This is a genomic window from Bifidobacterium sp. UTCIF-38, assembly GCF_006454495.1.
Lineage (GTDB): Bacteria > Actinomycetota > Actinomycetes > Actinomycetales > Bifidobacteriaceae > Bifidobacterium > Bifidobacterium callitrichos.
Genome location: NZ_JFAL01000001.1, coordinates 65,859 through 92,760, shown reverse-complemented (window position 1 = coordinate 92,760; position 26,902 = coordinate 65,859). Strand labels below are relative to the sequence as shown.

The 26,902-nt window shown below is 65.9% G+C and carries 21 protein-coding genes; 13 read left to right on the top strand and 8 right to left on the bottom strand.

Features of this window, described 5'->3' with window-relative positions; all coding sequences use genetic code 11:
- Nucleotides 1–65: 65 nt before the first annotated feature.
- From BW11_RS00430 to typA, 6 genes are all read left to right on the top strand, one after another.
- On the top strand, nucleotides 66–899 hold the full coding sequence (locus BW11_RS00430) for an NUDIX domain-containing protein (protein ID WP_181162429.1): 834 nt from the start codon (nucleotides 66–68) through the stop codon (nucleotides 897–899).
- Between the two features lie 60 nt (nucleotides 900–959).
- A complete protein-coding gene (nadA, locus tag BW11_RS00425; RefSeq protein ID WP_140444269.1) occupies nucleotides 960–2,237 on the top strand; it encodes a quinolinate synthase NadA in 1,278 nt (425 codons plus the stop codon).
- A 14-nt stretch (nucleotides 2,238–2,251) separates the two neighbouring features.
- The gene (nadB, locus tag BW11_RS00420) at nucleotides 2,252–3,910 is read left to right on the top strand and encodes an L-aspartate oxidase (RefSeq protein WP_140444268.1); all 1,659 of its coding nucleotides are present in this window, start codon (nucleotides 2,252–2,254) and stop codon (nucleotides 3,908–3,910) included.
- 1 nt (nucleotide 3,911) lies between these two features.
- Nucleotides 3,912–4,817 carry a carboxylating nicotinate-nucleotide diphosphorylase gene (nadC, locus tag BW11_RS00415; protein ID WP_140444267.1) on the top strand — a complete coding sequence of 302 codons (906 nt, stop codon included), beginning with the start codon at nucleotides 3,912–3,914 and terminating at the stop codon, nucleotides 4,815–4,817.
- A 7-nt stretch (nucleotides 4,818–4,824) separates the two neighbouring features.
- Nucleotides 4,825–6,063 carry a cysteine desulfurase family protein gene (locus tag BW11_RS00410; protein WP_140444266.1) on the top strand — a complete coding sequence of 413 codons (1,239 nt, stop codon included), beginning with the start codon at nucleotides 4,825–4,827 and terminating at the stop codon, nucleotides 6,061–6,063.
- 151 nt (nucleotides 6,064–6,214) lie between these two features.
- On the top strand, nucleotides 6,215–8,158 hold the full coding sequence (typA, locus tag BW11_RS00405) for a translational GTPase TypA (protein WP_107043229.1): 1,944 nt from the start codon (nucleotides 6,215–6,217) through the stop codon (nucleotides 8,156–8,158).
- Nucleotides 8,159–8,247: 89 nt separating this feature from the next.
- On the opposite strand, the gene nrdF is transcribed toward typA, so the two are convergent.
- From nrdF to BW11_RS00385, 4 genes are all read right to left on the bottom strand, one after another.
- A complete protein-coding gene (nrdF, locus tag BW11_RS00400; RefSeq protein ID WP_043164295.1) occupies nucleotides 8,248–9,240 on the bottom strand; it encodes a class 1b ribonucleoside-diphosphate reductase subunit beta in 993 nt (330 codons plus the stop codon).
- Between the two features lie 265 nt (nucleotides 9,241–9,505).
- Entirely contained in the window at nucleotides 9,506–11,647 is a 2,142-nt protein-coding gene (nrdE, locus tag BW11_RS00395; protein WP_140444265.1) for a class 1b ribonucleoside-diphosphate reductase subunit alpha, read from the bottom strand.
- A gap of 64 nt (nucleotides 11,648–11,711) precedes the next feature.
- Entirely contained in the window at nucleotides 11,712–12,227 is a 516-nt protein-coding gene (gene nrdI, locus BW11_RS00390) for a class Ib ribonucleoside-diphosphate reductase assembly flavoprotein NrdI (protein WP_258184422.1), read from the bottom strand.
- Between the two features lie 137 nt (nucleotides 12,228–12,364).
- The gene (locus BW11_RS00385) at nucleotides 12,365–12,610 is read right to left on the bottom strand and encodes a glutaredoxin family protein (RefSeq protein WP_043164293.1); all 246 of its coding nucleotides are present in this window, start codon (nucleotides 12,608–12,610) and stop codon (nucleotides 12,365–12,367) included.
- A gap of 375 nt (nucleotides 12,611–12,985) precedes the next feature.
- Between BW11_RS00385 and BW11_RS00380 the strand changes: the two genes are divergently transcribed.
- A complete protein-coding gene (locus tag BW11_RS00380) occupies nucleotides 12,986–13,441 on the top strand; it encodes an alcohol dehydrogenase (protein WP_140444264.1) in 456 nt (151 codons plus the stop codon).
- A gap of 25 nt (nucleotides 13,442–13,466) precedes the next feature.
- Here BW11_RS00380 and BW11_RS00375 read toward each other — a convergent pair whose 3' ends face one another.
- Nucleotides 13,467–14,477 (bottom strand): LacI family DNA-binding transcriptional regulator, encoded by a 1,011-nt coding sequence (locus BW11_RS00375; protein WP_140444263.1) that lies wholly within the window; start codon nucleotides 14,475–14,477, stop codon nucleotides 13,467–13,469.
- Between the two features lie 303 nt (nucleotides 14,478–14,780).
- Between BW11_RS00375 and BW11_RS00370 the strand changes: the two genes are divergently transcribed.
- The 6 genes from BW11_RS00370 to BW11_RS00345 all read left to right on the top strand — a co-directional run bounded on the left by BW11_RS00370 (nucleotide 14,781) and on the right by BW11_RS00345 (nucleotide 22,815).
- Nucleotides 14,781–16,187 (top strand): extracellular solute-binding protein, encoded by a 1,407-nt coding sequence (locus BW11_RS00370; RefSeq protein ID WP_140444262.1) that lies wholly within the window; start codon nucleotides 14,781–14,783, stop codon nucleotides 16,185–16,187.
- A 95-nt stretch (nucleotides 16,188–16,282) separates the two neighbouring features.
- Entirely contained in the window at nucleotides 16,283–17,128 is an 846-nt protein-coding gene (locus BW11_RS00365) for a carbohydrate ABC transporter permease (protein ID WP_258184421.1), read from the top strand.
- Nucleotides 17,125–17,946 carry a carbohydrate ABC transporter permease gene (locus BW11_RS00360; protein WP_043164288.1) on the top strand — a complete coding sequence of 274 codons (822 nt, stop codon included), beginning with the start codon at nucleotides 17,125–17,127 and terminating at the stop codon, nucleotides 17,944–17,946. Before BW11_RS00365 ends, BW11_RS00360 begins: the two co-directional genes overlap by 4 nt.
- 16 nt (nucleotides 17,947–17,962) lie before the next feature.
- Nucleotides 17,963–20,548, top strand: a complete 2,586-nt coding sequence (locus BW11_RS00355; RefSeq protein ID WP_140444260.1) for a glycoside hydrolase family 31 protein — start codon at nucleotides 17,963–17,965, stop codon at nucleotides 20,546–20,548.
- An 87-nt stretch (nucleotides 20,549–20,635) separates the two neighbouring features.
- Nucleotides 20,636–21,652, top strand: a complete 1,017-nt coding sequence (locus BW11_RS00350) for a prephenate dehydratase domain-containing protein (RefSeq protein ID WP_140444259.1) — start codon at nucleotides 20,636–20,638, stop codon at nucleotides 21,650–21,652.
- A 92-nt stretch (nucleotides 21,653–21,744) separates the two neighbouring features.
- The gene (locus BW11_RS00345) at nucleotides 21,745–22,815 is read left to right on the top strand and encodes a prephenate dehydrogenase/arogenate dehydrogenase family protein (protein ID WP_140444258.1); all 1,071 of its coding nucleotides are present in this window, start codon (nucleotides 21,745–21,747) and stop codon (nucleotides 22,813–22,815) included.
- Between the two features lie 93 nt (nucleotides 22,816–22,908).
- Here BW11_RS00345 and BW11_RS00340 read toward each other — a convergent pair whose 3' ends face one another.
- From BW11_RS00340 to BW11_RS00330, 3 genes are all read right to left on the bottom strand, one after another.
- Complete coding sequence (locus BW11_RS00340; RefSeq protein ID WP_107040980.1) at nucleotides 22,909–23,160, bottom strand: DUF6725 family protein; 252 nt, start codon at nucleotides 23,158–23,160, stop codon at nucleotides 22,909–22,911.
- Nucleotides 23,161–23,477: 317 nt separating this feature from the next.
- The gene (locus BW11_RS00335; protein WP_140444257.1) at nucleotides 23,478–26,009 is read right to left on the bottom strand and encodes an FtsX-like permease family protein; all 2,532 of its coding nucleotides are present in this window, start codon (nucleotides 26,007–26,009) and stop codon (nucleotides 23,478–23,480) included.
- A complete protein-coding gene (locus BW11_RS00330) occupies nucleotides 26,006–26,812 on the bottom strand; it encodes an ABC transporter ATP-binding protein (protein ID WP_140444256.1) in 807 nt (268 codons plus the stop codon). The genes BW11_RS00335 and BW11_RS00330 overlap by 4 nt, the downstream gene beginning before the upstream one ends.
- Between the last annotated feature and the right edge of the window lie 90 nt (nucleotides 26,813–26,902).

The following is a 26,902-nucleotide window of genomic DNA, read 5'->3' as shown; positions in this document are numbered from 1 at the left end:
TGTTATGCTTCATACCCGTCCAATGGATCGGAAACGACGGCATCCATGTCGGGAAAAGAGGGCGAATGGGCATCGGCAACGTTTCGGAGCGGCGTCTCGCCCCACCGCAGGTGGGCGTCTCCGTCGTCATCCTCGCGCTCGCGCCCGATGGCGGCGAGACCGGCCGCGGGCGTCTGTGGCTTCCGCTGGTCAGACGCGTGCGCCAGCCCTATCTGGGCTGCTGGGCGCTGCCCGGCGGCGGCCTCTTCGCCGACCGTTCGCTCGAGGACTGCGCGTACGCGGCGCTCGAATCGACCACCTCGATGCATCCGCGCTATCTCGAGCAGCTGTACACGTTCGGCGGCCCCGACCGCTCGCGCGGAGGACTGCCGATGGTGTCCGTCGTCTACTGGGCGCTCGTCGGACAGGCCGAGACGCGTGACCTCGTCGAGGGGGACAACGTCGCATGGTTCCCCGAGGACGAGCTGCCCGAACTCGCCTTCGACCACCGTCGCATCATCGACTACGCGCTGTGGCGTCTTCGCAACAAGATCGAATACCCCGACGTGGCCGTGCGACTGGTCGGCGAGACCTTCACGCTCGGCCAGCTGCACGACGTGTACGAGGCCATCACCGGCGAGTCCATCGATCTGGCGAACTTCAGACGCCGGGTCCTCGCCTCCGGTCAGCTCGAGGACACCGGCGCCAAGCAGCGTGTCGGCCGACACCGTCCGGCCGCCGTCTACCGGTACGTCTCAGGGGCGGCGAACGGCACCGAGGACCCGGACGGCGAGCGACGCGACCTGTGGAATCCCGCCCAGTGGAGCATCGGTCCACAAGGTCCACGCGAGCCGCACGGTCCGCACGAATCGACATCTCGGATCGGCTCGGCCGACGCGCTGTCGGCACTGGCCCGCTGAAGGGCTCCGGCGATCCCGATATCCACAGACTTCACAAGACGTAACCAGAAAGGAACAACCATGACCGCAACATTCACCGCGCCGTCCGTCGACGAGATCATCGCCCGACTCGGCGCACAGAGCACCTGCGACGCGGGCCTCACCCTCGACCCGTGGCACTTCGACACCACCAGGCCCAGCTACGGGCCCGGCGCCTCGATGCTCGACCGCCTGCCCGCGAACGCACCCCGCCAGCAGGTGCTGCCCGACGAATACCGCAACGCCTCCGAGGACGAGCTCCAGCAGCGCATCGTCGACGCCAAGAGGCGCCTTGGATCCAAGCTGCTCATCCTCGGCCACTTCTACCAGCGCGACGAGATCATCAGGCACGCCGACTTCGTGGGCGACTCCTTCCAGCTCGCCAAGAACGCGACCGAACGCCCCGACGCCGACCACATCGTCTTCTGCGGCGTCCACTTCATGGCCGAAACCGCCGACATCCTCTCCACGCCCGAACAGAGCGTGACCCTGCCGAACCTGTCCGCCGGCTGCTCGATGGCCGACATGGCCAACATCGATCAGGTCGAGGAGGCGTGGGACCAGCTCGGCGAGATCTGCGGACGCGACAAGGACGCCGACGGCATGCAGCCGATCATCCCCGTCACCTACATGAACTCCTCCGCAGCCCTGAAGGCGTTCTGCGGGCGCCACGGCGGCATCGTGTGCACGTCGTCCAACGCGCACGCCGTGCTCGAATGGGCGTTCGCCCGCGGCCGGCGCGTCCTGTTCTTCCCCGACCAGCATCTGGGACGCAACACCGCGCGCGCGATGGGCATCCCGCTGAGCCAGATGCCGCTGTGGGACCCGTTCAAGGCGATGGGCGGCGCCGCCGACCCGTCCGACTACGCGAACGCGCGGATGATCCTGTGGAAGGGCTTCTGCTCCGTGCACCAGCGCTTCACCGTCGACCAGATCGAACGCGCCCGCAGGGCCTACCCGGGCGTCAAGGTCATCGTGCACCCCGAATGCTCGATGCAGGTCGTCGACGCCGTCGACGGCGTCGGCTCCACCGCGTACATCGTCAAGGAGATCGCCAACGCGCCCGCCGGCTCCGCCGTGGCCGTGGGCACCGAGATCAACCTCGTCAACCGTCTCGCCGCCCAGTACCCGGACAAGACCGTGTTCTGCCTCGACCCGGTCGTCTGCCCGTGTTCGACGATGTACCGCATCCACCCCGCCTACCTCGCGTGGGCGCTGGAGAACCTCGAGGCCGGCAACGTCGTCAACCGCATCACCGTCGACGAGGACACCGCCCGCGAGGCCAAGGTCGCTCTGGAACGCATGCTGCGCGTCCACTGAGAGGCAGACAGACAATGAGTGAAGGCACGAACATCATCGTCATCGGAGCCGGCGTGGCCGGCCTGTCCGCGGCACTGGCCGTGGCGCGCGCCGGACACGACGTGACGCTGGTCGCCAAGGACGAACTGGTCGAATCGAACACCTACCACGCGCAGGGAGGCATCGCCGCGGCCATCTTCGCCGACGACGACCCGAAACTGCACGCCGCCGACACCATCGCCGCCGGACATGGCCTGTGCGATCCGAAGGCCGTCGACATCCTCACGCGCGAGGGCGCCGACCGCGTGCGCGAATTCGCGGCCGCCGGCGTCCACTTCGACCGCGACGCCGAGGGGCACATGCTGCGAGGCCTCGAGGCGGCCCACTCCAGGGCGCGCGTCGTCCACGCCGGGGGAGACGCCACCGGCAGGGTGCTCGAACTCGACGTATCCGCCATGGTGCGCGCCAACCCGCTCATCCACATCATCGAACACGCCTTCCTGACCGACCTCGTCGTGAAGGACGGACGCATCGCCGGCGTCGACCTGCTCGTCGGAGGCGAAGCGAATGACAGAGCCGCGAATGGCGTGGAACGCCGGTTCGTCAAGGCCTCCCGCGTCATCCTCGCCACCGGAGGCGCCGGACGCATGTACCCGTACACCACCAACCCGGCCGTCGCCACCGCCGACGGACTCGCCGCCGCATGGCGCGCCGGAGCGCAGGTCGCCGACCTCGAGTTCTACCAGTTCCACCCCACCGCCATGGCCGTCGGCGAGCACTTCCTCGTCTCCGAGGCCGTACGCGGCGAAGGCGCGATCCTGCTCGACGAACACGGCCACCGGTACATGCAGGACGTCGACCCGCGCGCCGAACTCGCGCCGCGCGACGTCGTCGCCCGCGAGAACTTCCGCGTCATGCAGCGCCAGCACGGACGTCCGGTCATGCTCGACGTCTCGCCGATGCGCGCCGAACACCCCGACCTTGCCGCGTTCCTCGCGCACCGATTCCCGACCATCGACGCCTACACGCGCTCCCTCGGCTTCGACTGGAGCCGCGAGCCGATCCCCATCGCCCCCGCGGCCCACTACTACATGGGCGGCGTACGCACGGACCTCGACGGCCGCGCGTCCATCCCCGGCCTGTACGCGGCCGGCGAATGCGCACGCACCGGCGTCATGGGCTCCAACCGACTTGCCTCCAACTCGCTGCTCGAAGGACTCGTCTACGGACGCCGCGCCGGCCTCGCCGCGCTCGCCGACACCGACGACACGGTATGGTCGCCAGAACCATTGCTCAACTCCGCGACCGGCGAGGCGTACGCCGCCGAACCCGTCCGCCTCGCCGACCCGGAGACGGACGGCGCAGGCGGTGCGGACGGCGACGCAGACCTATGGGACCGCACCCGCATCCAGAACACCATGTGGCACGGCGTCGGTGTCCTGCGCGACGCCGAAGGACTCGCCCATGCGATCGACGACCTCGGTCGTGGTCTCGCCGCCGCGAACGCGCATGCCGCCCAGGCCGCCGCGTCCGGCGACATCGCCGCGCTCGAGAACCGCGACATGCTCACCGTCGGACGCGTGGGCGCCACGGCGGCGCTCGCCCGGACCGAATCGCGCGGTGCGCACGCGCGCACCGACTTCCCCGAACCGCACGACGAGTGGGCCCACTCCGTCGCCTACGTCAAGGAGTGACATGCTCACCCAGCACATCATCCGCACCGCCGTCGAGGCGGCGCTCGCCGAGGACGCACCCTACGGCGACGTGACCTGCGAAACCACCATCCCCGCCGACGAAACCGGTTCGGCGTCCCTCATCGCCCGCGAGGACGGCGTGATGAGCGGCATCGACGTGTTCGCCGCGGCCTTCCGCGCGCAGAACCCCGCGATCGAGGTCACGGCGTCCATCGCGGACGGCGACCCCTTCCACGCCGGGCAGACGCTCGCCGCGGTCTCCGGTCCGGTCAGGGACCTGCTGACCGCGGAACGCGTCGCGCTGAACTTCACCCAGCGCATGAGCGGCATCGCCACGATGACCGCCGCGTTCGTCGCACGGGTCGACGCGATCTACGCCGACGGGTTCCGGGCGGCGAACGGACCGGTCGTACGACCCCGTCGCTACGAGCGCACGCGTATCGTCGACACGCGCAAGACCACGCCCGGCCTGCGCCCGTTCGAGAAATACGCGGTTCGGTGCGGCGGCGGACACAACCACCGCTACGGTCTGTCCGACGCCGTCATGATGAAGGACAACCATCTGGCCGCCCTCGCCGCGCGCGGCATCGACCTGACCGGCGCGATCCGCCACGTCAGGCAGCAGATCGGACACACCACGCACATCGAGGTCGAAGTCGACCGGCTCGACCAGATCCCCGCCGTCATCGCGGGAGGCGCCGACACCATCATGCTCGACAACTTCACGCTCGACGACACCCGCCGCGGCGTCGAACTGATCGACGGACGCGCCATCGTCGAAGCCAGCGGCAACATGAGCCTCGAGCGGGTCGCCGACGTGGCGGCCACCGGCGTCGACGTCATCTCCGTGGGCGCCCTCACCCACTCCGTGCGATCCATCGATCTGGGACTCGACTGGCTGGACTAGGACCATCATGACCGACTCCGAAGCGCTCTACCTCGACGCGGCCGCCACCGAACCGGTCAGCCGCGACGTCATCGACGCGATGACCCCGTTCCTGACCGACGCCTACGCGAACCCGGCCAGCGTCCACCAGCCCGGGCGAACCGCGGCGCGCGCACTCGACGCGGCCCGCGCCTCCTTCGCCGCGGATCTCGGCGCCAAGCCGGACGACGTGATCTTCACCTCCGGCGGCACCGAATCCGACAACCTCGCCGTCAAGGGCATCGCCATGGCGAGAATGCGCCAACTTGGTCTCGGCAACGTCGGTGGCAATGACTTCGGCGACGCTCCCGACGCCACCACTCAGGCTGACTTCCGCCGCCCGCGCATCGTCATCTCGTCGATCGAACACCCGGCCGTCTCCGGATCCGCCGACTGGCTTGCACGCTGGTTCGGCTTCGACGTCGTGCGCATCCCCGTCGACGACGAGGCCCACATCGACCTCGACGCCCTCGAGCAGGCGCTCGACGGCGAGGCGGGGGAGCGGACCACGCTCGTCGCGATGATGCTCGCCAACAACGAGGTCGGCTCCGTCGAACCGATCGAACGCATCGTCTCGATAGCCCACGCACACCACGTGCCCGTCCACGTCGACGCCGTGCAGGCCGCCGGACTCATCCCCATCCGCATGCGCGACTGGGACGTCGACTCGCTCGCCGTCTCCGGCCACAAATTCGGCGCGCCCAAGGGACTCGGGGCGCTCCTCGTACGCGGACGCACGCCCATCGAGCCGATCATCTCCGGCGGCGGGCAGGAACGCGGCCTGCGCTCCGGCACGCAGAACGTGGCCGGGGCCGTCGCGCTCGCCATCGCCCTGCGCCGGTCCAACACGCGCATGGCCTCGCACTACCGAGAACTCGTCGCATCCCGTGACATGCTCATCGACGCGGTACGCAGGGTCGTGCCCCGCGCCGAGCTGACCGGCGACCCCGAACGCCGACTGCCCGGCCACGTCTCCTTCGTCTTTCCCGGCGTCACCGGCGAGGCGCTGCTCGTCGACCTCGACGCGCGCGGCATCGCCTGCTCGTCCGGTTCGGCATGCGCGATCGGACGCCACGAGATCCCTCCGACGCTGCTGGCGATGGGCATCGAACCGCAGATCGCCAAATCCGCCCTGCGCATGACCTTCCGCGAGCCGCTGACGCGCGTCGACATCGAACGCATCAGCCTCGCCATCGAGGAGTCCTACACCGCCCTGACCAAGCGGTGAAGGCGACGGTCGAACGGGTTGGTTATCATCATGTCGGTTTGTGTGTAATTGGCAGGTGAAATACCGGAACAATACCAAGCAAGCGACCCGACGCCGCACGGCGTCGGCAGGTTACGCGACGAATCAACAAACAGTACTAAGAGAGGTTTCGATGGCGGTTCGCGGTGATATCCGTAATGTGGCGATTGTGGCTCACGTCGACCACGGCAAGACCACGCTGGTGAACGCGATGCTTCAGCAGTCCCACGTCTTTTCCGAGCGTGAGGAAGTGCCGGACCGAGTGATGGACTCCAACGATCTCGAGCGCGAGAAGGGCATCACCATCCTCGCCAAGAACACGGCCGTTGAGTACACCGGTCCGCTGGCCGCCAAGTACGGCCACCCGGAGGGCATCACCCTCAACATCATCGACACCCCCGGCCACGCCGACTTCGGCGGCGAGGTCGAGCGCGGCATCTCGATGGTTGACGGCGTCGTGCTGCTCGTCGACGCCTCCGAGGGCCCGCTGCCGCAGACCCGCTTCGTGCTGCGCAAGGCCCTCGAGGCCAAGCTGCCGGTCATCCTGTGCGTCAACAAGGTCGACCGTCCGGACGCCCGCATCTCCGAGGTCGTCTCCGAGTCCACCGACCTGCTGCTGGGTCTCGCCCAGGACGTCGTCGAGGAGGGCATCGACCTCGACCTCGACCACCTGCTCGAGCTGCCGGTCGTCTACTGCGCCGCCAAGGCCGGTTACGCGTCCATCAACCAGCCGGCCGACGGCGCCCTGCCGGACAACGACAACCTCGAGCCGCTGTTCGAGGACATCATCAAGTACATCCCCGCCCCGGAGTACGAGGAGGGCGCCCCGCTGCAGGCGCACGTCGCCAACATCGATTCCTCCGACTTCCTTGGCCGACTCGGCCTCGTCCGCATCTACAACGGCACGCTCGAGAAGGGCAAGAACTACGGTCTGAGCCGTGTCAACGGCACCATCGAGAACTTCCGCGTCACCGAGCTGCTGCGCACGCAGGGCCTCGAGCGCATCTCCGTCGAATCCGCGGGCCCGGGCGACATCGTCGCCGTCGCCGGCGTCAACGACATCATGATCGGCGAGACCATCGTCGACCCGGACAACCCGAAGCCGCTGCCGCTCATCCACGTCGACGATCCGGCCATCTCCATGACCTTCGGCGTCAACGACTCCCCGCTGGCCGGCACCGAGGGCAAGGACCACAAGCTCACCGCCCGCATGATCAAGGACCGTCTCGACCGCGAGCTCATCGGCAACGTGTCCATCAAGGTGCTGCCCACCGACCGTCCGGACGCCTGGGAGGTGCAGGGCCGCGGCGAGCTGGCGCTGGCCGTCCTCGCCGAGGAGATGCGCCGCGAAGGCTACGAGCTGACCGTCGGCCGTCCGCAGGTCGTCACCAAGAAGATCGACGGCGTGGTCAACGAGCCGATGGAGAACACCACCATCGACGTGCCCGAGGAGTACATGGGCACCGTCACGCAGCTCATGGCCGACCGCAAGGGCCGCATGGACTCCATGTCCAACCACGGCTCCGGCTGGGTGCGCCTGCAGTTCACCGTGCCGTCGCGTGGTCTGATCGGCTTCCGCACCGCGCTGCTGTCCGCTACGCGCGGCACCGGCATCGCCGCCTCCATCTCCGCCGGCTACGCGCCGTGGGCCGGTCAGATCGTGACCCGCCAGAACGGCTCCATGGTCTCCGACCGCAAGGGTGTCGCCACCCCGTACGCCATGCAGCGTCTGCAGGCCCGCGGCAACTTCTTCGTCGAGCCGCAGTCCCCGGTCTACGAGGGCCAGGTCGTCGGCGTCAACAACAAGCCCGATGAGCTGGATGTCAACATCACGCTGGCCAAGCACATGACCAACATGCGCTCCTCCACCGCCGATGTGCTCGAGACCCTCACCCCGCCGATCAAGATGAGCCTCGAGGAGTCCCTCGACTTCGCGAACGAGGACGAGTGCGTCGAGGTCACCCCGGAGTCCGTCCGCGTGCGCAAGATCATCCTCGGTCGTGAGGACTGGTACAAGTGGCGCGCCAAGCAGCGCCGCCAGAACGCCGCCCAGGAGGCCGCCGCGCAGGCCAAGTGACCGTCAATCAAGCGGAGCTATCAAAAAGGCTTTCCAATGATCCATTGCGGATCCTTGGAAAGCCTTTTCGTGTTTCTGGTGGCAGCCTGTCAGAAGTCCCAGTCCTCGTCGTCAGTCTCCTCGGCCTTGCCCATCACGTAGGAGGAGCCGGAGCCGGAGAAGAAGTCGTGGTTCTCGTCGGCGTTGGGGGAGAGGGACGCGATGATCGCCGGATTCACATCGCAGATCTCAGCCGGGAACAGCGCCGGGTAGCCGAGGTTCATCAGCGCCTTGTTGCCGTTGTAGCGCAGGAACTTCTCCACGTCCTCGACCAGGCCCACGCCCGCATACAGCGACTCGGTGTACTCCACCTCGTTGTCGTACAGCTCGTTGAGCAGCTCGTATGTGTACTCGCGCATCTCCTCGCGCTTCGCCTCGTTCACGCGCTCGAGACCACGCTGGTACTTGTAGCCGATGTAGTAGCCGTGCACGGCCTCGTCGCGGATGATGAGTCGGATCACGTCGGCCGTGTTCGTCAGCTTCGCGTGGCTAGAGAAGTACATCGGCAGGTAGAAGCCCGAATAGAACAGGAACGACTCCAGCAGCGTGGAGGCGACCTTGCGCTTCAGGGGGCTGTCGCCCTCGTAGTAGTCGAGGACGATCTGCGCCTTCTTCTGCAGGTACTCGTTCTCCTCGCTCCACGAGAACGCGGCGTCGATCTGCTCGGTGGAGCACAGCGTAGAGAAGATCGACGAATAGCTCTTCGCATGCACGGACTCCATGAACGCGATGTTCGTGTACACGGCCTCCTCGTGCGGGGTGAGGGCGTCGGGGATCAGGGAGACCGCACCGACGGTGCCCTGGATCGTGTCGAGCAGCGTGAGGCCGGTGAACACGCGCATCGTGAGCGTGTGCTCCTCCTCGCTCATCGACTGCCAGCTGGGGATGTCGTTCGAGACCGGAACCTTTTCCGGCAGCCAGAAGTTGCCGGTCAGACGGTCCCACACCTCGAGGTCCTTGTCGTCCTCGAGACGGTTCCAGTTGATCGCGCTGACGCGGTCGATGAGCTTGAGCGGCTTGCGCGGTACGGAGATCGGTGCCATATTCGTTCCTCGTTTCCTGTATTTACTCGTTTGCGTTGTCGTCGTGTTCGCCGTATTTGTCCGCGTACTCCTCCGGCGCCGTCAGACGCAGGATCATGCGGTAGATCATCGGTGACATGTTTCGCTTTCCCTTCTACGTTTCGTGCGTGGTGAGACCAACGGAGTGGATGGTGGGGTGTGCGATGCACGACCGTAGGCTTGGCCGAACGGCCTTGAGTGTGTCGGGTATCGCACACCCCACCATCCACGGCTAACGGTCAAGCACTCACAGCATGCACGACACGCAGCCGGCCACTTCGGTGCCTTCGAGGGCCTGCTGGCGGATGCGGATGTAGTAGAGGGTCTTGATGCCCTTGCGCCAGGCGTAGATCTGCGCCTTGTTCACGTCGCGAGTGGTGGCCGTGTCGGGGAAGAACAGCGTCAGGGACAGGCCCTGGTCGACGTGCTGCGTGGCCTCGGCGTACGTGTCGACGATCGCCTGCCATCCGATCTCATAGGCGTCCTTGAAGTACTCGAGGTTGTCGTTCGTCATGTACGGCGCGGGGTAGTACATGCGGCCGATCTTGCCTTCCTTGCGGATCTCGATCTTCGAGGCGATCGGGTGGATCGACGACGTGGAGTGATTGATGTACGAGATCGATCCGGTCGGCGGCACGGCCTGCAGGTTCTGGTTGTAGATGCCGTCGGCGAGGATCTCGTCGCGCAGCGCCTGCCAGTCGGCGACGGTCGGGATCGCGACGCCGAAACGTGCGAACAGCTCGCGCACGCGTTCGGTTCGCGGTTCGATCGAACGGCGGCCGTCAGTGTACTTGTCGAAGTAGTTGCCCGCTCCGGCAGGCTTGGCGTAGTCGGAGCGTTCGAAGCCGACGAACGCCTTGCCGTGGCGGACGGCCAGCTCGTGCGAGGCCTTGTAGGCGTGGTAGGCGACGGTCATGAAGTACATGTCGGTGAAGTCGAGCGCCTCATCGGAGCCGTACATGATGCCCTCGCGCGCGAGGAAGCCGTGCAGGTTCATCTGGCCGAGGCCGATCGCGTGACCCTCCTCGTTGGCGCGGCGGATCGAGGGTACCGCGTCGATGCTCGTGTGCTCGGCCACGGCGGTCAGCGCATGGATCGCCGTCTCGACCGTGTCGGCGAGGCCGCCGTCCATCGCCTTGGCGATGTTGAGCGAGCCGAGGTTGCAGGATACGTCGCGGCCCACATGCGTGTAGGACAGGTCCTCCGCGTAGGAGCTCGGCTCCTGCACCTGCAGGATCTCCGAGCACAGGTTCGACATGGTCACGCGGCCGTCGATCGGGTTGGCGCGGTTGACGGTGTCCTCGAACACGATGTACGGGTATCCGGATTCGAACTGGAGCTCGGCGAGCGTCGTGAAGAACTTGCGCGCGTCGATGTACGTCTTGCTGATGCGGTCGTCGGCGAGCATCTCGTCATAGCGCTCGCTCACCGAGATGTCGGCGAACGGCTTGCCGTAGACGCGTTCGACGTCGTACGGGCTGAACAGCGCCATCTGCTCCTTGCGCTTGGCCAGTTCGAACGTGATGTCCGGCACGACGACGCCTAGGGCGAGCGACTTGATGCGGATCTTCTCGTCCGCGTTCTCGCGCTTGGTGTCGAGGAAGCGCATGATGTCGGGGTGATGGGCGTTCAGGTACACGGCGCCGGCGCCCTGGCGCGCGCCCAGCTGGTTCGCGTAGGAGAACGAGTCCTCCAGAAGCTTCATGACCGGCACGACGCCGCTGGACTGGTTCTCGATGTGCTTGATCGGCGCGCCGAGCTCCCTGAGGTTCGACAGCAGCAGGGCCACGCCGCCGCCGCGCTTGGACAGCTGCAGGGCCGCGTTGATGCCGCGCGAGATCGACTCCATGTTGTCCTCGATGCGCACGAGGAAGCAGCTGACAGGCTCGCCGCGCTGCGCCTTGCCGAGGTTGAGGAACGTCGGCGTGGCCGGCTGGAAGCGGCCGGCGAGCATCTCGTCGAGGTAGCGTTCGGCCGCATGCTCGTCGCCGGCGGCGAGATCGAGCGCCACGGCAGCGCAGCGCTGCGGGAAGTCCTCGAGGTACGTCTTGCCGTCGAATGACTTCAACGCGTAGGAGCGGAAGAACTTGAACGCGCCGAGGAACGTCTCGAACTCGAATCCGCTCGATTGGGCGCGCTGATAGAACGCGTCGAGGAATTCGGGGGAGTAGCGGGCGAACACGTCGCCGTCGTAGTACTGATGTCCGATGAGATAGTCGAGACGCTCGGCGGTGGAGTCGAACCTCATCGTGTTCGGTTCGATCTCGGAGGTGACGTAGGCGCGCTCCGCCTCCTTGTCCTTGCCGAACTGGATGAGGCCGTGCTCGTCGTAGAGGTTGAGCATCGCGTTGAGCGCATGGTAATCGGTGGAGGGATCGTAGGTGGTCATGTAAATGGCTTGTCCTGTGGTCGGTGGTCGATTTGTCGAGTGGGTTAGTGAAGGCGCGCGGAGATCAGCGCGCCGTGGCGTTCCGTTCACGGAAGAAGCGGGCGATGCCCTCGCGCACCTTGCGCGTGTCCTCGCGGGTGCCCATCAGTTCGAAGCGGTACAGGTAGGGCACGCGGCATTTCGCGGCGATGATGTCGCCGGCGGCGGCGTACGCGGAGCCGAAGTTCGTGTTGCCCGAGGCGATGACGCCGCGGATCCACGCGCGGTTCGCCGCGTTGTTGAGGAACTTCTTGACCTGCACCGGCACGGCCTTGCGAGCGTCTCCGCCGCCGTAGGTGGGCACCATGAGCAGATACGGTTCGCGTACCTGCAGTGCGGGCTGACCGGGCTTGAGCGGAATGCGGTAGACGTTGACGCCCAGTTCGGACAGTTTCAGTCCGGCGACGAATCGGGATGTGTTCTCCGATGCGGAGGAGAAGTACACCAATGCTCCGATGGACTTGCCGGCGCCGCCCGTCGCGGCGGTCTCCGGGGTACTGGGGGTGGTGTCGTCGCTTGCGGGCGTCGGGTCGGCGTGCATGGCGATCGGCGCGCTCTTCGGCGCACGAGCCAAGGTGGGCTGTCCGCCGACGCCGTATGCGTCGGCCTCGCCGCGCGTGCCGGCCGGGCTGGTGCTGATCTTCGGTGTGAAGGACATCGAACGGTCGGTCCTCACGCTCACGCGGCGACGGTGGCCTGCGACTTGGCGAGCTCCTTGATCAGATCGGGACGGTAGCCTGTCCACGAGTTGTCGGGGGTGATGACGACCGGGGCCTGACGGAATCCGGCGGCCTGCAGCTGCTCCAGGGTGGACGGGTTCTCGGACAGGTCAACGGTGTCGAAGGGCACGCCGAGCTTGGTGAGCTGACGCTTGGTGGCGTCGCACTGCGGGCAGCGGGGCTTGGTGAACACGGTGACGGTCATGGCAGTTCCTTGTCTGATGCTCGTTGGATGCGGGTCCGATGGAATCCCGTAGCTGGGGTGGTTGTGGCTTGGCGCTATTCGCGTGAAAGCGTCGTGCGCGCTTGCTGGGGATATAGATTACATCCATGTCATTTGATTGAAAACGCTATCGGTTGTGGCATGTCGAGCGTGTCGCCACTAGATGTAGTGTTTGCGGGCTTGGCAAGAGCCTAGCAATCAGTAGGTGCGTCGCAGGTTGCGTACGGGTGGACGACAGCCGGAAAACGAAAAATGTCGTCTTCGTCACATTCGTCGTGAGCGGCCGGCTCCTTATGACGAGTGGGCTGTCGACAAGGGGACTCCAGTTCGGCGGGGCGGCGGGTACAGTGATCCGGTATGAAGCAGCAACCGCAACGCCATAATGACCCATCCCTGATGCCGTGGTCGCACCGGTTCGGCCCTCTCGGCCGATCGCTGGTCACGGTGGCCGCCGGCGCCGGTTCGGCGTTCGTCGGCACGTTCGCGCACCGCATGGGCGCGTCGATGAACATCCCCTACGGTCTCGTGCTCGCGCTCCTCATCGTCGGCCTGTCGACCTACGCCGCACGCGCGCGTCAGGGGGCTGTTGGCATCGGTCTGCACCTGACCGTCTCGTCGATCGTGGCGTGGGGGCTCGCCATCGCGGGCGGCCCCGGCGGCGATGTGCTCACCGTCGCCGGCTTCGGCGCCGAAGTGCCGTTCATGAGCCAGCACGTAGGCTACATCTGGCTCTACGGCGTGATCGCGCTGCAGGTGCTCCTGCTCGTCCTTCCCGCCCGCTGGTTCGCGATCCCGCCGAGAAAGGTTTCCTGAACGGTCCCGGTCGTCCGCCCGGCAGTCAGCGACGGGCCGGTGCCGCGGTGGTCGCCCGTACCACGAGCCGTACGGGGAAGATCTCGTATGGCTCGGCCGGTGTCCGGTCTTCGATGAGATCGAGTGTCTTGTGCGCGGCGGCCACGGCCATGGCGTATGGGTCCTGCCTTACGGTGGTCAGGCCGGCCACGGCCGAGAAGGTGCTGTCGTCGAATCCCGTGATCGACAGATCGTCGGGCACGCTCAACCCGTATCGGCGCAGGTTGAGCAGCAGTGGTATCGCCATCGAGTCCTGATGGAAGCACACCGCGGTGGGCGGGTCGTCGTATGCGTGCAGCTCGGAGGCCATGGCGTCGAGCATGTCGTCTCCCGGCCGGGTGGAGACGATGTGTCCGGTGACGCCGGGGAGATGCTCGCAGGCCTCGCGGAATCCGCTGATGCGGTTGAGCGAGCTGAATCCGAGGGTGTTGTGGAAGTCCTCGTACATGTACAGCAGATTGCGGTGCCCGAGTTGCGCCAGATGCCGTACGATGAGGCGGATGCCGAGACGGTCGTCGATGCTGGTGGAGGCGTCGAACCCCTCGCCGGTGATATTGATGCCGATCAGCGGGATGCGCATGGCGCTGCGCAGTCGTCCGATCTCCTCAGGGCTGGCGGCGAAGGACGATATGACGACCGCGTCCGCGTTGCCGGAGACGGGGAGGTCCTCGAAGAACGTGTGCCTCGCCTGGCCCGAGCCGATGGGATAGATGACCAGATCGTAGCCGGCGTCGCGGAATACCGCGTTGAGCCCTTCGATTAGTCCGGCGGTGAACCATTCGATCCTCGGGCCTCCGACGAGCAGCGCGATGCGGTGGGATCTGCCTGAGCGCAGCACGCCGGCCGTGCGCGAGACGGAGAATCCGAGTTCGTCGGCCACCTTCATGACCTTGGCGCGGGTTTTCTCCGAGACGAGATCCGGCTTGGAGAACGCCCTCGACACCGTCGCGGTCGATACCCCTGCCCTTTCGGCAACGTCCTCGATGTTGGGTCTCATGGCGATCTCCTTGGCGTATGCGATGGTGCAGTCGGTTGCGGGTGTGGGGTATGGGGCGGACGCCGTGTCCGTCCCGCCGTTGCCTGACATTGTATGTCAATATCGCATGGGACTCACCTGAATGTAAATGATTGCATGTACGACACGCCGGTGTAAAATGGCTTGTTAGCGTGCACATAGATGATTTTGCAACGGTTTACAAATGTAACGGTTTACATCTTGTTACAATGCAGTTGCCGAACCGGTTTGATCCCGCTATCGTAAAGCCATGCCCACCGCAGCTTACGAGGAGGTAAGGGAGTAATGAACGTCAGAAAACCACTGACTGCACTGGCTGCACTGACTGCCACTGTTGCCCTGTTGGCTGGTGTAACCGGTTGCAGTGCGAACAGTACGTCGGGCGTGATCGACACCAAGGCCGACAAGGGGCTTGAGGTGCTCGGACAGCACCTGACCTATGACCCCAACCATCTGGTCAACGACGGCCAGCCCATCGAACTCGGATACTGGACCTGGGGAGACGGCAGCACCGATCCGGTCGTCACCATGCTTCATGAATACGAGAAGATCCACCCCAACGTCACGTTCAAGATCTCGCAGGTCGCATGGAGCGACTACTGGGTCAAGACGCCGCTTTCCCTCAAGGGCAACAGGAACGCACCGGTCCTGTTCAACGTGCACAACTCGCAGGATGCGCTGCTCCGCCCGCATATGGAGGCCTACGACATCGACCTCGACGACCTCGAGGCCGACTACACGAACGTCGAGACCCACGTGGTCGACGGTAAGGTCGACTACATCGACTCCGTGATCAACACCGGCAACATCTACTACAACAAGACCCTGTGGAAGGAGGCCGGACTGACCGACGCCGACATCCCCACCACATGGGACGAGTTCGCCGAAGTCGCCAGGAAGCTCACGAAATTCGACGGCGGCAAGATGGTGCAGGCCGGATTCAACATGAACGGCGACGGCCGCTACGACGGCCTGTGGCAGGGACTCAACTACCAGCGCGGCACGCTCATGTTCGACAAGTCCGGCACGAAGGCCAACTACGACAGTAAGGCCACGCGCGAGAACCTCCAGTTCCTCCTCGATCTCTACGAGAAGGACAAGGTCGGCTCCGTCAAGTTCGGAGACAACTCCGAACAGAGCTTCGGCAACGGCCAGACCGCGATGATCTACGCGTGGGGCGCGCTGCAGGGCACGCTCGACACCAAGTACCCGGACATCGACTACGGCGTCTTCCCGACGCCGACCTTCACCAAAGACGTGCCGTTCGCCTACGACAGGTACAACGGCGAATCCACGCCCGGCATCAACAAGCACCAGAGCGCCGAGCAGCGCGCGGTCGCCCAGGACGTGATCCGCTTCATGCTCGCCGGTGACGACTACGTGCGCACTGCGGTCAAACTGCAGAACTCCTTCCCCGGCAAGAAGTCGCTGCAGGATGATCCCGAGATCCTCTCCAATCCGGTCATGGCGGCGATCAAACCCCGACTCGACCGTCTGATCTGGCCCGGCCCGACGCCCTCCACGCTGGAAAGCAGCCCCAAGATCGCCTTCCAGAACGTCTTCCAGAACCATCAGCCGATCGCCAAGGCGGTAGCCGCCGCACAGGCCCAGATCGAAACCGACATGAAGAACAGCGACTTCGTCTCGCTGGAGCGCATGTACCAGCACTACGACGAAGCCAAGCAGGACTGAAAGGAGACATGGCAATGTCAACGTCAACATCCAAGTCACGACACACGACCTCGACGCCGGCACGCAGGCACCTTGCGCTTGGCGACATCCTGTCCATGCGCAACGTGTCGGTGGTGCTCCTCATCGCGTACTTCGCGGTGTTCATGGCCTACCCGATCTTCAAGGCGTTCGCCGGCAGCCTGCATGAATGGAATCCGCTGACCGACACCTACAACTGGGTCGGTCTGGACAACTTCACCCAGGTCCTCACCGATTCCCTGTTCTGGAAGTCGATCTGGAACACCGCCGTGTTCTCCTTCTTCTCGATCCTGTTCCGCGTGGTCATCGGCCTGGCGCTCGCCATGCTCCTGACCTCCAAACTCGTCAAGGCGAAGGACTCGCTGCGCGGCCTGTTCTACATGCCCACCATCACGCCGCTCGTGGCCGTCTCGTTCGTCTGGATGTGGATGTTCGACCCGCAGTTCGGCATGATCGACAAGATCACCGGCCTCGACATCAGCTGGCTCAACGACTCCAAGTGGGCCATGCCGGCGATCATCATCATGACCATCTGGAAGGACTTCGGCTACGCCACCGTCCTGTACATGGGCGGCATCATGTCCCTGCCGAAGGACGTCTACGAGGCCGTCTCCCTCGACGGCGCCAACAAATGGCAGACGTTCCGCTCGATCACCCTGCCGCTGCTGCGCCCGACCACACTGCTCATCGTCATCACCTCGCTCATCAGCTACCTGCAGGCCTACGTGCAGATCCTCGTGATGACCGGCGGCGGACCGGGCACCGACACCTACACCATCAGCTACCTCATCTACGACCAGGCGTTCCAGAAGTACAACTTCGGCGTCGCCTCCGCGATGAGCGTCATCCTGTTCGCACTGACCGGCGTGCTCACCCTGCTCATGTTCAAGGCGTCCGGCGACAATCTGGAGGAAACACGATGAAGAGGAACACCATCGCATCGGTCATCGTCACCGCACTGCTGTTCGTGCTTGCGGCCGTCACCATCATCCCGTTCATCTGGATGCTGGTCTCCTCGTTCGCACCCAACAGCGAGATCGTCAAGCTCACCGGCGGCGTGTTCCCCACGCCCAGCACGATCGACAACTACATCAACATCCAGGACAAGTTCAACTTCCTGCGCCTGTTCGCGAACTCCCTGTTCGTGGCCAGTCTCAAGACCCTGCTCATCATCTACATCAGCGCCGTGCTCGGCTACGTGTTCTCCAAACTGCACTTCCGCGGACGCAACCTGCTGTTCGGCATGGTGCTCGCCACCATGATGCTGCCGTGGGCCGTTACCATCATCCCGCAGTACGACATGATGGTCCAGTTCGGCTGGCTCGACACCTACCGTGCGCTCATCATCCCCGGTCTGGTCTCCGGATTCGGCGTGTTCCTGTTCCGCCAGTCCATCGGCGGCATCTCCGACGAGATCATCGAGGCGGCGCGTCTCGACGGCGCCAGCGACTGGCGCATCTTCCATCAGGTCGTGCTGCCGATGAGCCGCAACTCCATCGCCGCGCTCGCGATCTTCACGTTCCTGTGGAACTGGGAGGACTACCTGTGGCCGTTCCTCATGATCACCGACGACGACAAGCAGCTGCTGTCGGTCGGCCTCAAGATGTTCTCCGGCCAGTACGGCACCGACTACGGCGGACTGTTCGCCGCCACGTCGGTGGCGATCATCCCGGTGGTTATCGTGTACATGTGCTTCCAGAAGCAGTTCATCGCCGGCATCGCCACCGGTTCCGGCAAGTGAAAGGACAACAACGACCATGACCGCATCGCATATCGCACCGCAAACCGGGTTGGACACGCAGTCTCCCGATCCGAAGGACTTCAAGGTCGATGCGAAGCCGCTCGCGCGCACCGACTCCGTCATCCGCGCCGACCGCTGGCGCATCACGATGATCACCCCATCGCTCGTCCGCTTCGAATGGTCGGATGACGGTGTGTTCGAGGACCGGCCGACCCAGACCGTGCTCAACCGCGATCTCGGCGAGGACGTGCGCTTCTCGCTCGTCGAACGCGACGGCCGGGTGATCATCGACACCGATTCGCTGTACATCACCTACGACGGAAGGCCTTTCAGCAAGGAGGGACTGAGCGTCGTGGTCAAGGGCGTGTCCGACACCCAGTTCAACACCTGGCACTACGGCGACGCGCAGCGTGGCAACCTCAAGGGCACCGCCCGTACGCTCGACGAGGCCGACGGCGAGATCCCGCTCGGCGACGGCGTCATCTCCCGCGACGGCTGGGCCGTGATCGACGACTCCGCGTCCAACATCATCGTCGAGGCGAACGAGGTCGACGGCAAACGCAATCCGTTCGGCAGCTGGGTCGAGCCTCGCACAAACGGGGAGACGGACCTGTACTTCTTCGGCTACGGCCACCGCTACATCGAGGCCGTACGCGACTTCTACCGGCTTACGGGCCCCACGCCGCTGCTGCCGCGATGGGCGCTCGGCAACTGGTGGAGCCGCTACTACCGGTACACGCAGGAGAGCTACCTGAACCTCATGGACCGGTTCAAGCGTGAGGGCATCCCGTTCACCACGTCCGTGATCGACATGGACTGGCATCTGGTCGACGATGTCGACCCGAAATACGGTTCCGGATGGACCGGCTACACATGGAACCGCAACCTGTTCCCCGATCCGCCGGCGTTCCTCGAATCCCTGCACGAGCGCGGACTCAAGACCACGCTCAACGTGCACCCGCGCGACGGCGTGCGCGCGTACGAGGACGCCTATCCGGCCGTCGCCAAGCGCGTCGGCATCGATCCGGCCAGCGGCGAGAGCGTCGAATGCGATCTGACCAGCCCGGATTACATGGACGCGTACTTCGCCATGCATCACGCGCTGGAGGACGAGGGCGTCGATTTCTGGTGGCTCGACTGGCAGCAGGGCGGCGTCACCCGCCAGAAGGGCCTCGACCCGCTGTGGATGCTCAACCACATGCACTATCTCGACTCCGGCCGAGGCGGCCGCTGGCCGATCACCTTCTCCCGATACGCGGGCCCCGGATCGCACCGGTACCCGGTCGGCTTCTCCGGGGACACGATCGTGACCTGGGAATCGCTCAGGTTCCAGCCGTACTTCACCGCCACCGCCTCGAACATCGGCTACGGGTGGTGGAGTCATGACATCGGCGGACACATGTTCGGCTACCGCGACGAGGAGCTCGAGGCCCGCTGGTATCAGCTCGGCACATTCAGCCCGATCAACCGTCTGCACTCCTCCAACTCGCCGTTCGCCGGCAAGGAGCCGTGGAACTTCGAGCCCGCCGTGCGCGAATCGATGACCGGCATGCTGCGGCTGCGACATGCGATGCTGCCCTATCTGTACACGATGGACTGGCGTGCGGCGCTTGACGGCAGGCCGCTGGTGGAACCGATGTACTGGCAGTCGCCCGACACCGCCAACGCATACGAGGTGCCGAACGAGTTCCGATTCGGCACCGAGCTGATCGTCGCCCCGATCGTCGAGGCGAACGACCACGCGGCGCAACGCGGCCGCGCCGAGGTGTGGCTGCCCGACGGCGAATGGTTCGACTTCTTCGACGGACGCCGATATGCCTCGCATACGGTCTCGGGCGTCGGACGACGGCTCGAGGCGTGGCGCGGCATCGACCGGATCCCCGTGTTCGCCAAGGCCGGCGGCATCGTGCCGTTGCAGAGGGTGGCGGACGCCGGCGATCCCGCGGTGAACTCGGTCGATAATCCGAACGCCCTGGAGGTGATCGTCTTCCCCGGAGCCGACGGTGCGTTCACGCTGCGTGAGGACGACGGCACGCGAGGTTCCGCCGCCGCCAGGACTGCGATCTCGTTCACATGGCGTGACGCCGACGACTGCGAGGAAGCGCCCGGGAACGGCCCTCGCATGTCGAGCAGCCTGTCCATCGCGCCGGTGTCGGGTGATGCGGATGCCGTTCCGGACAGGCGCGAGTGGACCATCGTGTTCCGCGGCGTCGCGCCGGTGTCGGCCGCCGACGTGCAGGTGCGCTGCGGCGGACAGCCATGCGACGGCACGCCGGACGTGACGTACGACGAGGCGACGATGAGCCTGTCGGTGCATGTGTCCGACGTCTCCTCGCAGGCGGGTCTGCGCATCACGGTCCCCGGCGGCCTCGCCATCGCCGACAACCCGATCGAATCGGACGTCATGGACCTGCTTCTGCACGCCCAGATGCGCTACCGCACCAAGGAGCTCGCGCTGAACGCGGTCAGGGAGCTCGGCGTGCACGCGCTCGACGCGATCCGCACGCTGGACCGAGGCCCCCGCTACGACAACGACTTCTGGGTCAGTGACATGCCCGAAGCGGTGTCCGGAGCGCTCGCGGAGATCCTGCTGCGCTCCTGAGCGTACAACCGTACATTCGCCAATCGGTTCCACGATGTGCGCGTGGGGTCGGCCTGTCCGACCCCACGGCCGCTACAGTAGGAGCCTATGGCATGTAAGGAACTGTTCTACCTGGGGCCGGAAGGCACCTTCACCCATCAGGCGGCGATGGAGGCCGCCGACCAGCTGCGACCGTACGTCGGCGGCGACGAAGACGATGACGGCGAGATCACGCTGACCGCCCTGTCCGACGTCCCCGCCATCATCGACGCCGTCCAGCAGGGGCGCGGCTGGGGCGTCATCGCATGGGAGAACAACGTCGAGGGGTACGTGGTGCCGAACCTCGACGCCCTGATCGACTCGACCGATCTCGCCGGATTCGCGCGCGTGGGCGTCGACGTCGCCTTCGACGCGTTCGCCGTGGCGGGCGACGATCCGCTGAACGGACATGGGGGAGGCGAACCCGTCATCGTCTCCGCACACTCACACGGACTCGCGCAGTGCAAGCGCTTCATCGCCGAACATCATCTCAGGGCGGTCCCCGCATCCTCCAACGCCGCTGCATGCCGCGACCTGAAGCCGGGACGCATCGCGTTCGGCCCGCGCATCTGCGGCGACCTGTACGGTCTTGACACGCTCGCCGAACGCGTGCAGGACTTCGAGGGCGCCCGCACCGAATTCCTCGTCCTCGCCCGACGCGACGACGTACGCGACCTGTCCTCGAGGTTCCGCAAGCACGGCACCGGGGAGTTCGAGACCATCATCACGTTCATTCCGCTCGTCACCGGTCCGGGCGTCGTCGCCAACGTACTCGACATCCTGCGCGACGCGGGCCTCAACATGACCAGCTTCATGTCCCGGCCCATCAAGGGCCACGACGGCACCTACAGCTTCATCGACACGCTCGACGCCGCCCCATGGGAGCCGCGCTTCCGCGAGGTGCTCGAAACGCTCGCCACGCACGGCATCTGGCTCAAGACCCTCGCCGTGTATCCGAGACGCGAGAGGCCCAACCCGCCGGTCGACGCGTGGATGCTGCCCCAGGGCGGCGTGCATCTCGACGCGATGCGCATCGAACGCGACTGGCAGACGGCCGCCACCGTGGAAAGGGAACTGCTGTGGTAGAGAAGAACGAAGCAGGCACGAGCAATCGTGCGGATGTTCGGCCCCCTCTGACGAGGGGGCTGTCAGCGAAGCTGACTGGGGGAGAGACCTCGATGACTATCGGCATCGTCGGCATGGGGCTGATCGGCGGCTCCCTCGCACGCAGGCTCGTCGATCGCGGCGTGAAGGTCATCGCATGGAACCATCGTCCGCACCCGTACGCCGAGGCCGAACGGGCCGGCATCCGGTGCGTGCCGACGCTCGCCGCGCTCGTCGAAGCCGGTCCGGACGTCATCGTCCTGTGCAACCCGCTCAAGGCCATGCCCGCGATCCTCGCCGAATTGAAGCCCCTGCTCGACGCCGCGCCGGACATCACCCTCACCGACGTGGGCAGCGTCAAGGGCATGGTGCGCGATCAGGTCGAGGCCGCCGGACTGGGGGAGCGCTACGTCGGCGCGCACCCGATGGCCGGCAACGAACTGTCCGGCTGGACGGCCGCCGACCCGGCCCTCTACGACGACGCCCTATGGGCGATCACCGTGACGCCCGACACCGATTTCAACCGGTTCCTCGCCGTCGCACGACTCATCGTCGACGGCGTCGGCAACCGTGTGATCGTCCTCGACGACGACACGCACGACAAGGCTGCCGCGATGATCAGCCACATGCCGCACGTCGTCGCCACGGCCCTCATCAACGAGCTCACCGCCGACCCGAACCGCAACATCGCCGCCGCGCTCGCCGCCGGCAGCTGGCGCGACATGACCCGCGTCGCCCTGACCGACCCCGACCGCACACGCGCGATGGTCGAGGAGGACGCGGCCAACGTCGAGGGACTGCTGCGCGACATGGCCGCACGCCTGAACGCCGTCGCCGACCTGCTGCACGTCGAACGGACCGCCGCCGTGCCGTCGGGGGCGGCCGATCCGCATGTGGCCGCGATGAAGGCGTTCTTCGCCGAAGGCCAGCCGTTCCGTGACTACAAGGCGCGACAGCGCGCCATCGCGGCGCGAGGGGAGGGCACGGAGGACGCCTCCGGCGAGCTCGCCTACGAGGAGCGGCTCGTCGACTTCGCCCCGGAACACTGGCAGGAGGACCTGCTGGATTCGGCCCGCCGCGGCGAGCACATCATCGCGCTCGTGGGCTCGCACACGGTTCGCGTCCAGCTGCGTTCCGCGCTGTGATACCGGTTGTTCCTGTATTCCGCACCGGACCACCCCTCAGTCCCGCTTTGCGGTCCAGCTCCCCTGACAAGGGAAGCCGAAACGAGGTGGCCGTTACGGCCGCGGCTTGGGGCGCTCCGGCACCGGCTTGAGCGTGGCGATGGTGTCGGCCTCGATCATCACATGCTGTTTCGGACGCGAGCCGTTCGCGGCCGCGTCCCGCGACAGTTCGAGCGTGCGCCCGTCCCACGAGAGCACATGCCCCACGTAGTCGCGGAACTTCGTGCGTCCGTCGGCCGGATCCACGCCCTCGATGACGCGCACGACGATGCGTGCGCCGTTCGGAATCGACTGCGGCAATGCCATATTTCCTCCCCACGTAAGACAGACCCATAACCCATACGGGCCGACGGACGAACCGACGGCGGACCACCGCGTCCACCCATCGTCACGTACCTAGTAGTACCTAGCACTACCAACTGTACCTCGTCGCCGTCGGTTTCCCGGGAGGAACCGGCTCCCCGAGAGAACCCGTCGCTGAGAACGGCCCAGCGTCAGGTTCTCTCGAAAACACCCCATATCCCGAGAAGAACCGTCGCTGGCTGATTCCCAGCGTCAGGTTCTCTCGAGGACGTCATTACTACAGGCAGCGAAACCGGCCAATCAAATCGCCGTCGTCCGCCTCAGCTGGTGAGGCCTTGTGCCGGTTGGATGCGGGTGGCGTTGCGTGCGGGGATGATCGAGGCAAGCAGCCCCGCGGCGAGGATGACGGGGATGAGCACGCCGATCTGCGTCCAGGGCATCGCGACGGTGAACTGGCCGGTCATGCCGCCGATCTGGGCCTTCACGCCGGCGATGCCGAGCGGCAGGCCGACGAGCAGTCCGATGACGGTGCCGATGACGGTCAGGGTCAACGCTTCGATGGCGATCTCCGCGCGGACGGTTCCGCGTCTGACGCCGAGGGCGCGCAGCATGCTGATCTCGCTGGTCCGTTCGATGACCGCAAGCGCGAGCTGGTTGGCGAGTCCGGTCAGGCTGATGATCACGGTGATGGCGAGCATCGCGTAGGAGAGCATGACCAGCATGTTCAATACGTTGAGGATGTCGTTGCTTTCCGCGATGCCGCCGCCGACGGTGGCATTCGGGTCAGCCGCGGCCAGATGGTCGACCTGTTTGGCGAGACTGGCACGGTTGACGCCTGGCCCGGCCTTGAACCAGATCATGCTGGTCTTCAACGCGGATCGGATCGTGGCCGCGTTCGGCAGCATGGCGAGCTGGCTGTCGGTGATGATGACCGCGAGTTCCGGTGATTCGGTGAGCTGTGAGGCCTGCGCCCTGACCGTGACGGTCGTGCCGGCGACGGTGATGGCAAGCGTGTCGCCTTCCATGATGCCGATGGCGCTCATGTATCGCGGGTGGACGAGCGCCACCGGCATGCCATCGCTCATGCCGGCATGCCACGGGCTGTCGGCGGTGAAGACGGCGGCGGCCTTGTCGGGGATCACGTCGAGTACCTTGGGTGTGGTCCTCCGCCCGTCCGGTGACTGGCCGATGGCGGTGGTGCGTACCGGGTATGCGGCCTGCGCGTCGGTGATCTCACTTGCGCGTTGCAGGACTTTGTCGGAGAGGCTGCTGTTGTCCGGCGTGTAGAGGGCGGCGCTTACCGGGTAGCGGTAGTCGAGGTCGGCGTTGATGGTGCCGGTGCCGGTGGACGCGGCCGAGGAGAGCGCGGCGATCAGGCTGATGCCGAACACGACCGCGGTGACGGTGCCGCCGGCGCGCCTCGCGTTCGCCGTCAGGCTCGAAGCGGCCAGTTTGCCAGCCAGCCCGCACGCGGCCGACAGCATGCCGATGGCGGGCATGAGCATCGCGACCAGTCCGGGCAGGGCAAGCACGAGACCGAGCGCCAGGGCAAGGCCGCCGACCAGCGCGATGGGCATGTGGAAGCCGGCCGCACCGACCCACAGCAGCGCGACGCCGGCGATCGCGCACAACACGCCGAACACGATGCGCGAGGCTTGGATATCAAGCATCCTGCCGCCTGTCCCCACGCCGGCCACGCCGTCGGTTTGAGTGGTTCCATCCAACGCCTGGATCGGCGGGATGCGCGTGGCGCGGCGGACGGTCGTCCACGCGGCCAGCACCGTGGCCGCGACGGTCAGCAGCAGCGCACCCGCCAATAGGAGAGGGTTGGCGGCGAATCCGCCGAACGCCTGTCCCATCGCGGTCATGGCCGCGTAGCCGCCGCCCACGCCGACCAGTCCACCGATCAGCGTGCCGGCCACGGCGGTGATCAGCGCCTCGGACAGAACCATCGAACGGATGTTCGCGCGTCGCGCCCCGATCAGGCGCAGCATGGCGATGTCACGTGTGCGCTGTGCGGTCAATGTCCGGTAGGTGCTGGAGATCACCATCATCGCGGCGCACAGGGCGATGGCGGCGAACACCGCCATGATCGCGGTCAGCTGATCGCTGCCGCCGGCCATCATCGCCGATGCCTGACGGATCATCTCCGCGCCGGTGACCGCCGTGACGCCATCCGCCGCGGCCGCCCGCGCAAGCCGCTGCACGGCCGCGGCGGCATCGGGGGAATCGTCGAGTTTGACGAACAGTTCGCCCGGCGTCGCATCCCCGAAGTACGACGGGTCGGCGTAGACCGCGTAATCGGTGCCGGTCATCGGCTTGAACCGCACGTCGTTGATGCCGCTGACCGTCACCACGCGTTTCGTCCCGTCGGACGATTTCAACGTGACCCTGCCACCGACCCGCACGCCGAGACCATCGGCCGTGTCACGGGAGACGACGATCTGACCGGCGTTGTCCGGCCAATCGCCTGACTCCAGACCGAACCAGCGCAGGGACGGATCACGGGACACGGAATACACGTTCGCCGTGCCGCGCGCGCCGGCACCGTACATGGTGACCGTGGCCGCGTAATACGGTGCCGTCGCCCTCACCATGCCGCCCATGTCCGCCTTGGCGAGCACGTCCTCGGCCCACGAGGGCTTCAACGATCCCGCATCGGCGTCGCCGGGATCGATGACGACATCCACGGGCTTCAACGGCGCGGCCGTGACGGTGGCCATGCTCGCGGTGGACGTGCCCTGGAACACGACCGTGCCCGCCAGCATCGCCGCCGACAGAACCACCGCCAACAGGACGGCGAGCAGACGGGACGGGGAATGCCTGATCTGCGCCCACGCCACCCGGATCATCGCGCACCCGCTTCCGCCGGATCGGACGGTTCCCCGGCCGCACCCGCCGCGAGCCCGGCGCCCTGCTCGAGCACGCGCACCACGTCCGTCGCGGACGGATGCGCGATATCCGCGGCGATCAGTCCGTCACGCACCACAAACGCCCTATCCGCATACGCGGCCGCATTCGGATCATGCGTGACCATCACGATCGTCTGCCCGCGCCGAGACGCCATATCCCGCAATATCGCCAGCAGCTGACGCGACGACCTCACATCCAACGCGCCAGTCGGCTCGTCCGCGAACACCACCGCGGGATCCCCGGCCAGCGCGCGGGCCACCGCCACACGCTGCCGCTGACCGCCGCTCATCTCCTGCGGCTTGTGATCGAGACGGTTTTCGATGCCCAACTCACGCGCGATCCCGCGTACCTTGTTTCGGTCGGGCCGCTTGCCGCGCAACGTGAACGGAAGCTCGATGTTCTGTTCCGCCGTCAGGTACGGCAGCAGATTGAAATCCTGGAAAATGAACCCGATCCGGTCACGACGCAGATCGGACAACGCATCATCCGACAAAGCGGAGATATCCGTGCCATCGATCACCACCCGCCCCGAAGTCGGCGTATCCAACCCCGCAAGCAGATGCAACAGCGTGGTCTTGCCCGAACCGGACGGGCCCACGATCGCCGTGAACCGCCCCTTCTCGAACCGCGCCGTGATGCCGGCAACCGCAACCGTCTCCGACGCACCCGAACCATACGTCTTGTGCACATCAAGCGCCTCAACCGCAACGGAGATATGGGAATGATATTCAGCAATATTCATGATCGCCCTCTCATACGCCGGGTTCGCTGCCCGGCGATTCCATATTTAGGAAAAGGACGGCGCCCCGTCCATCGTCCGTAGGGCTGAATC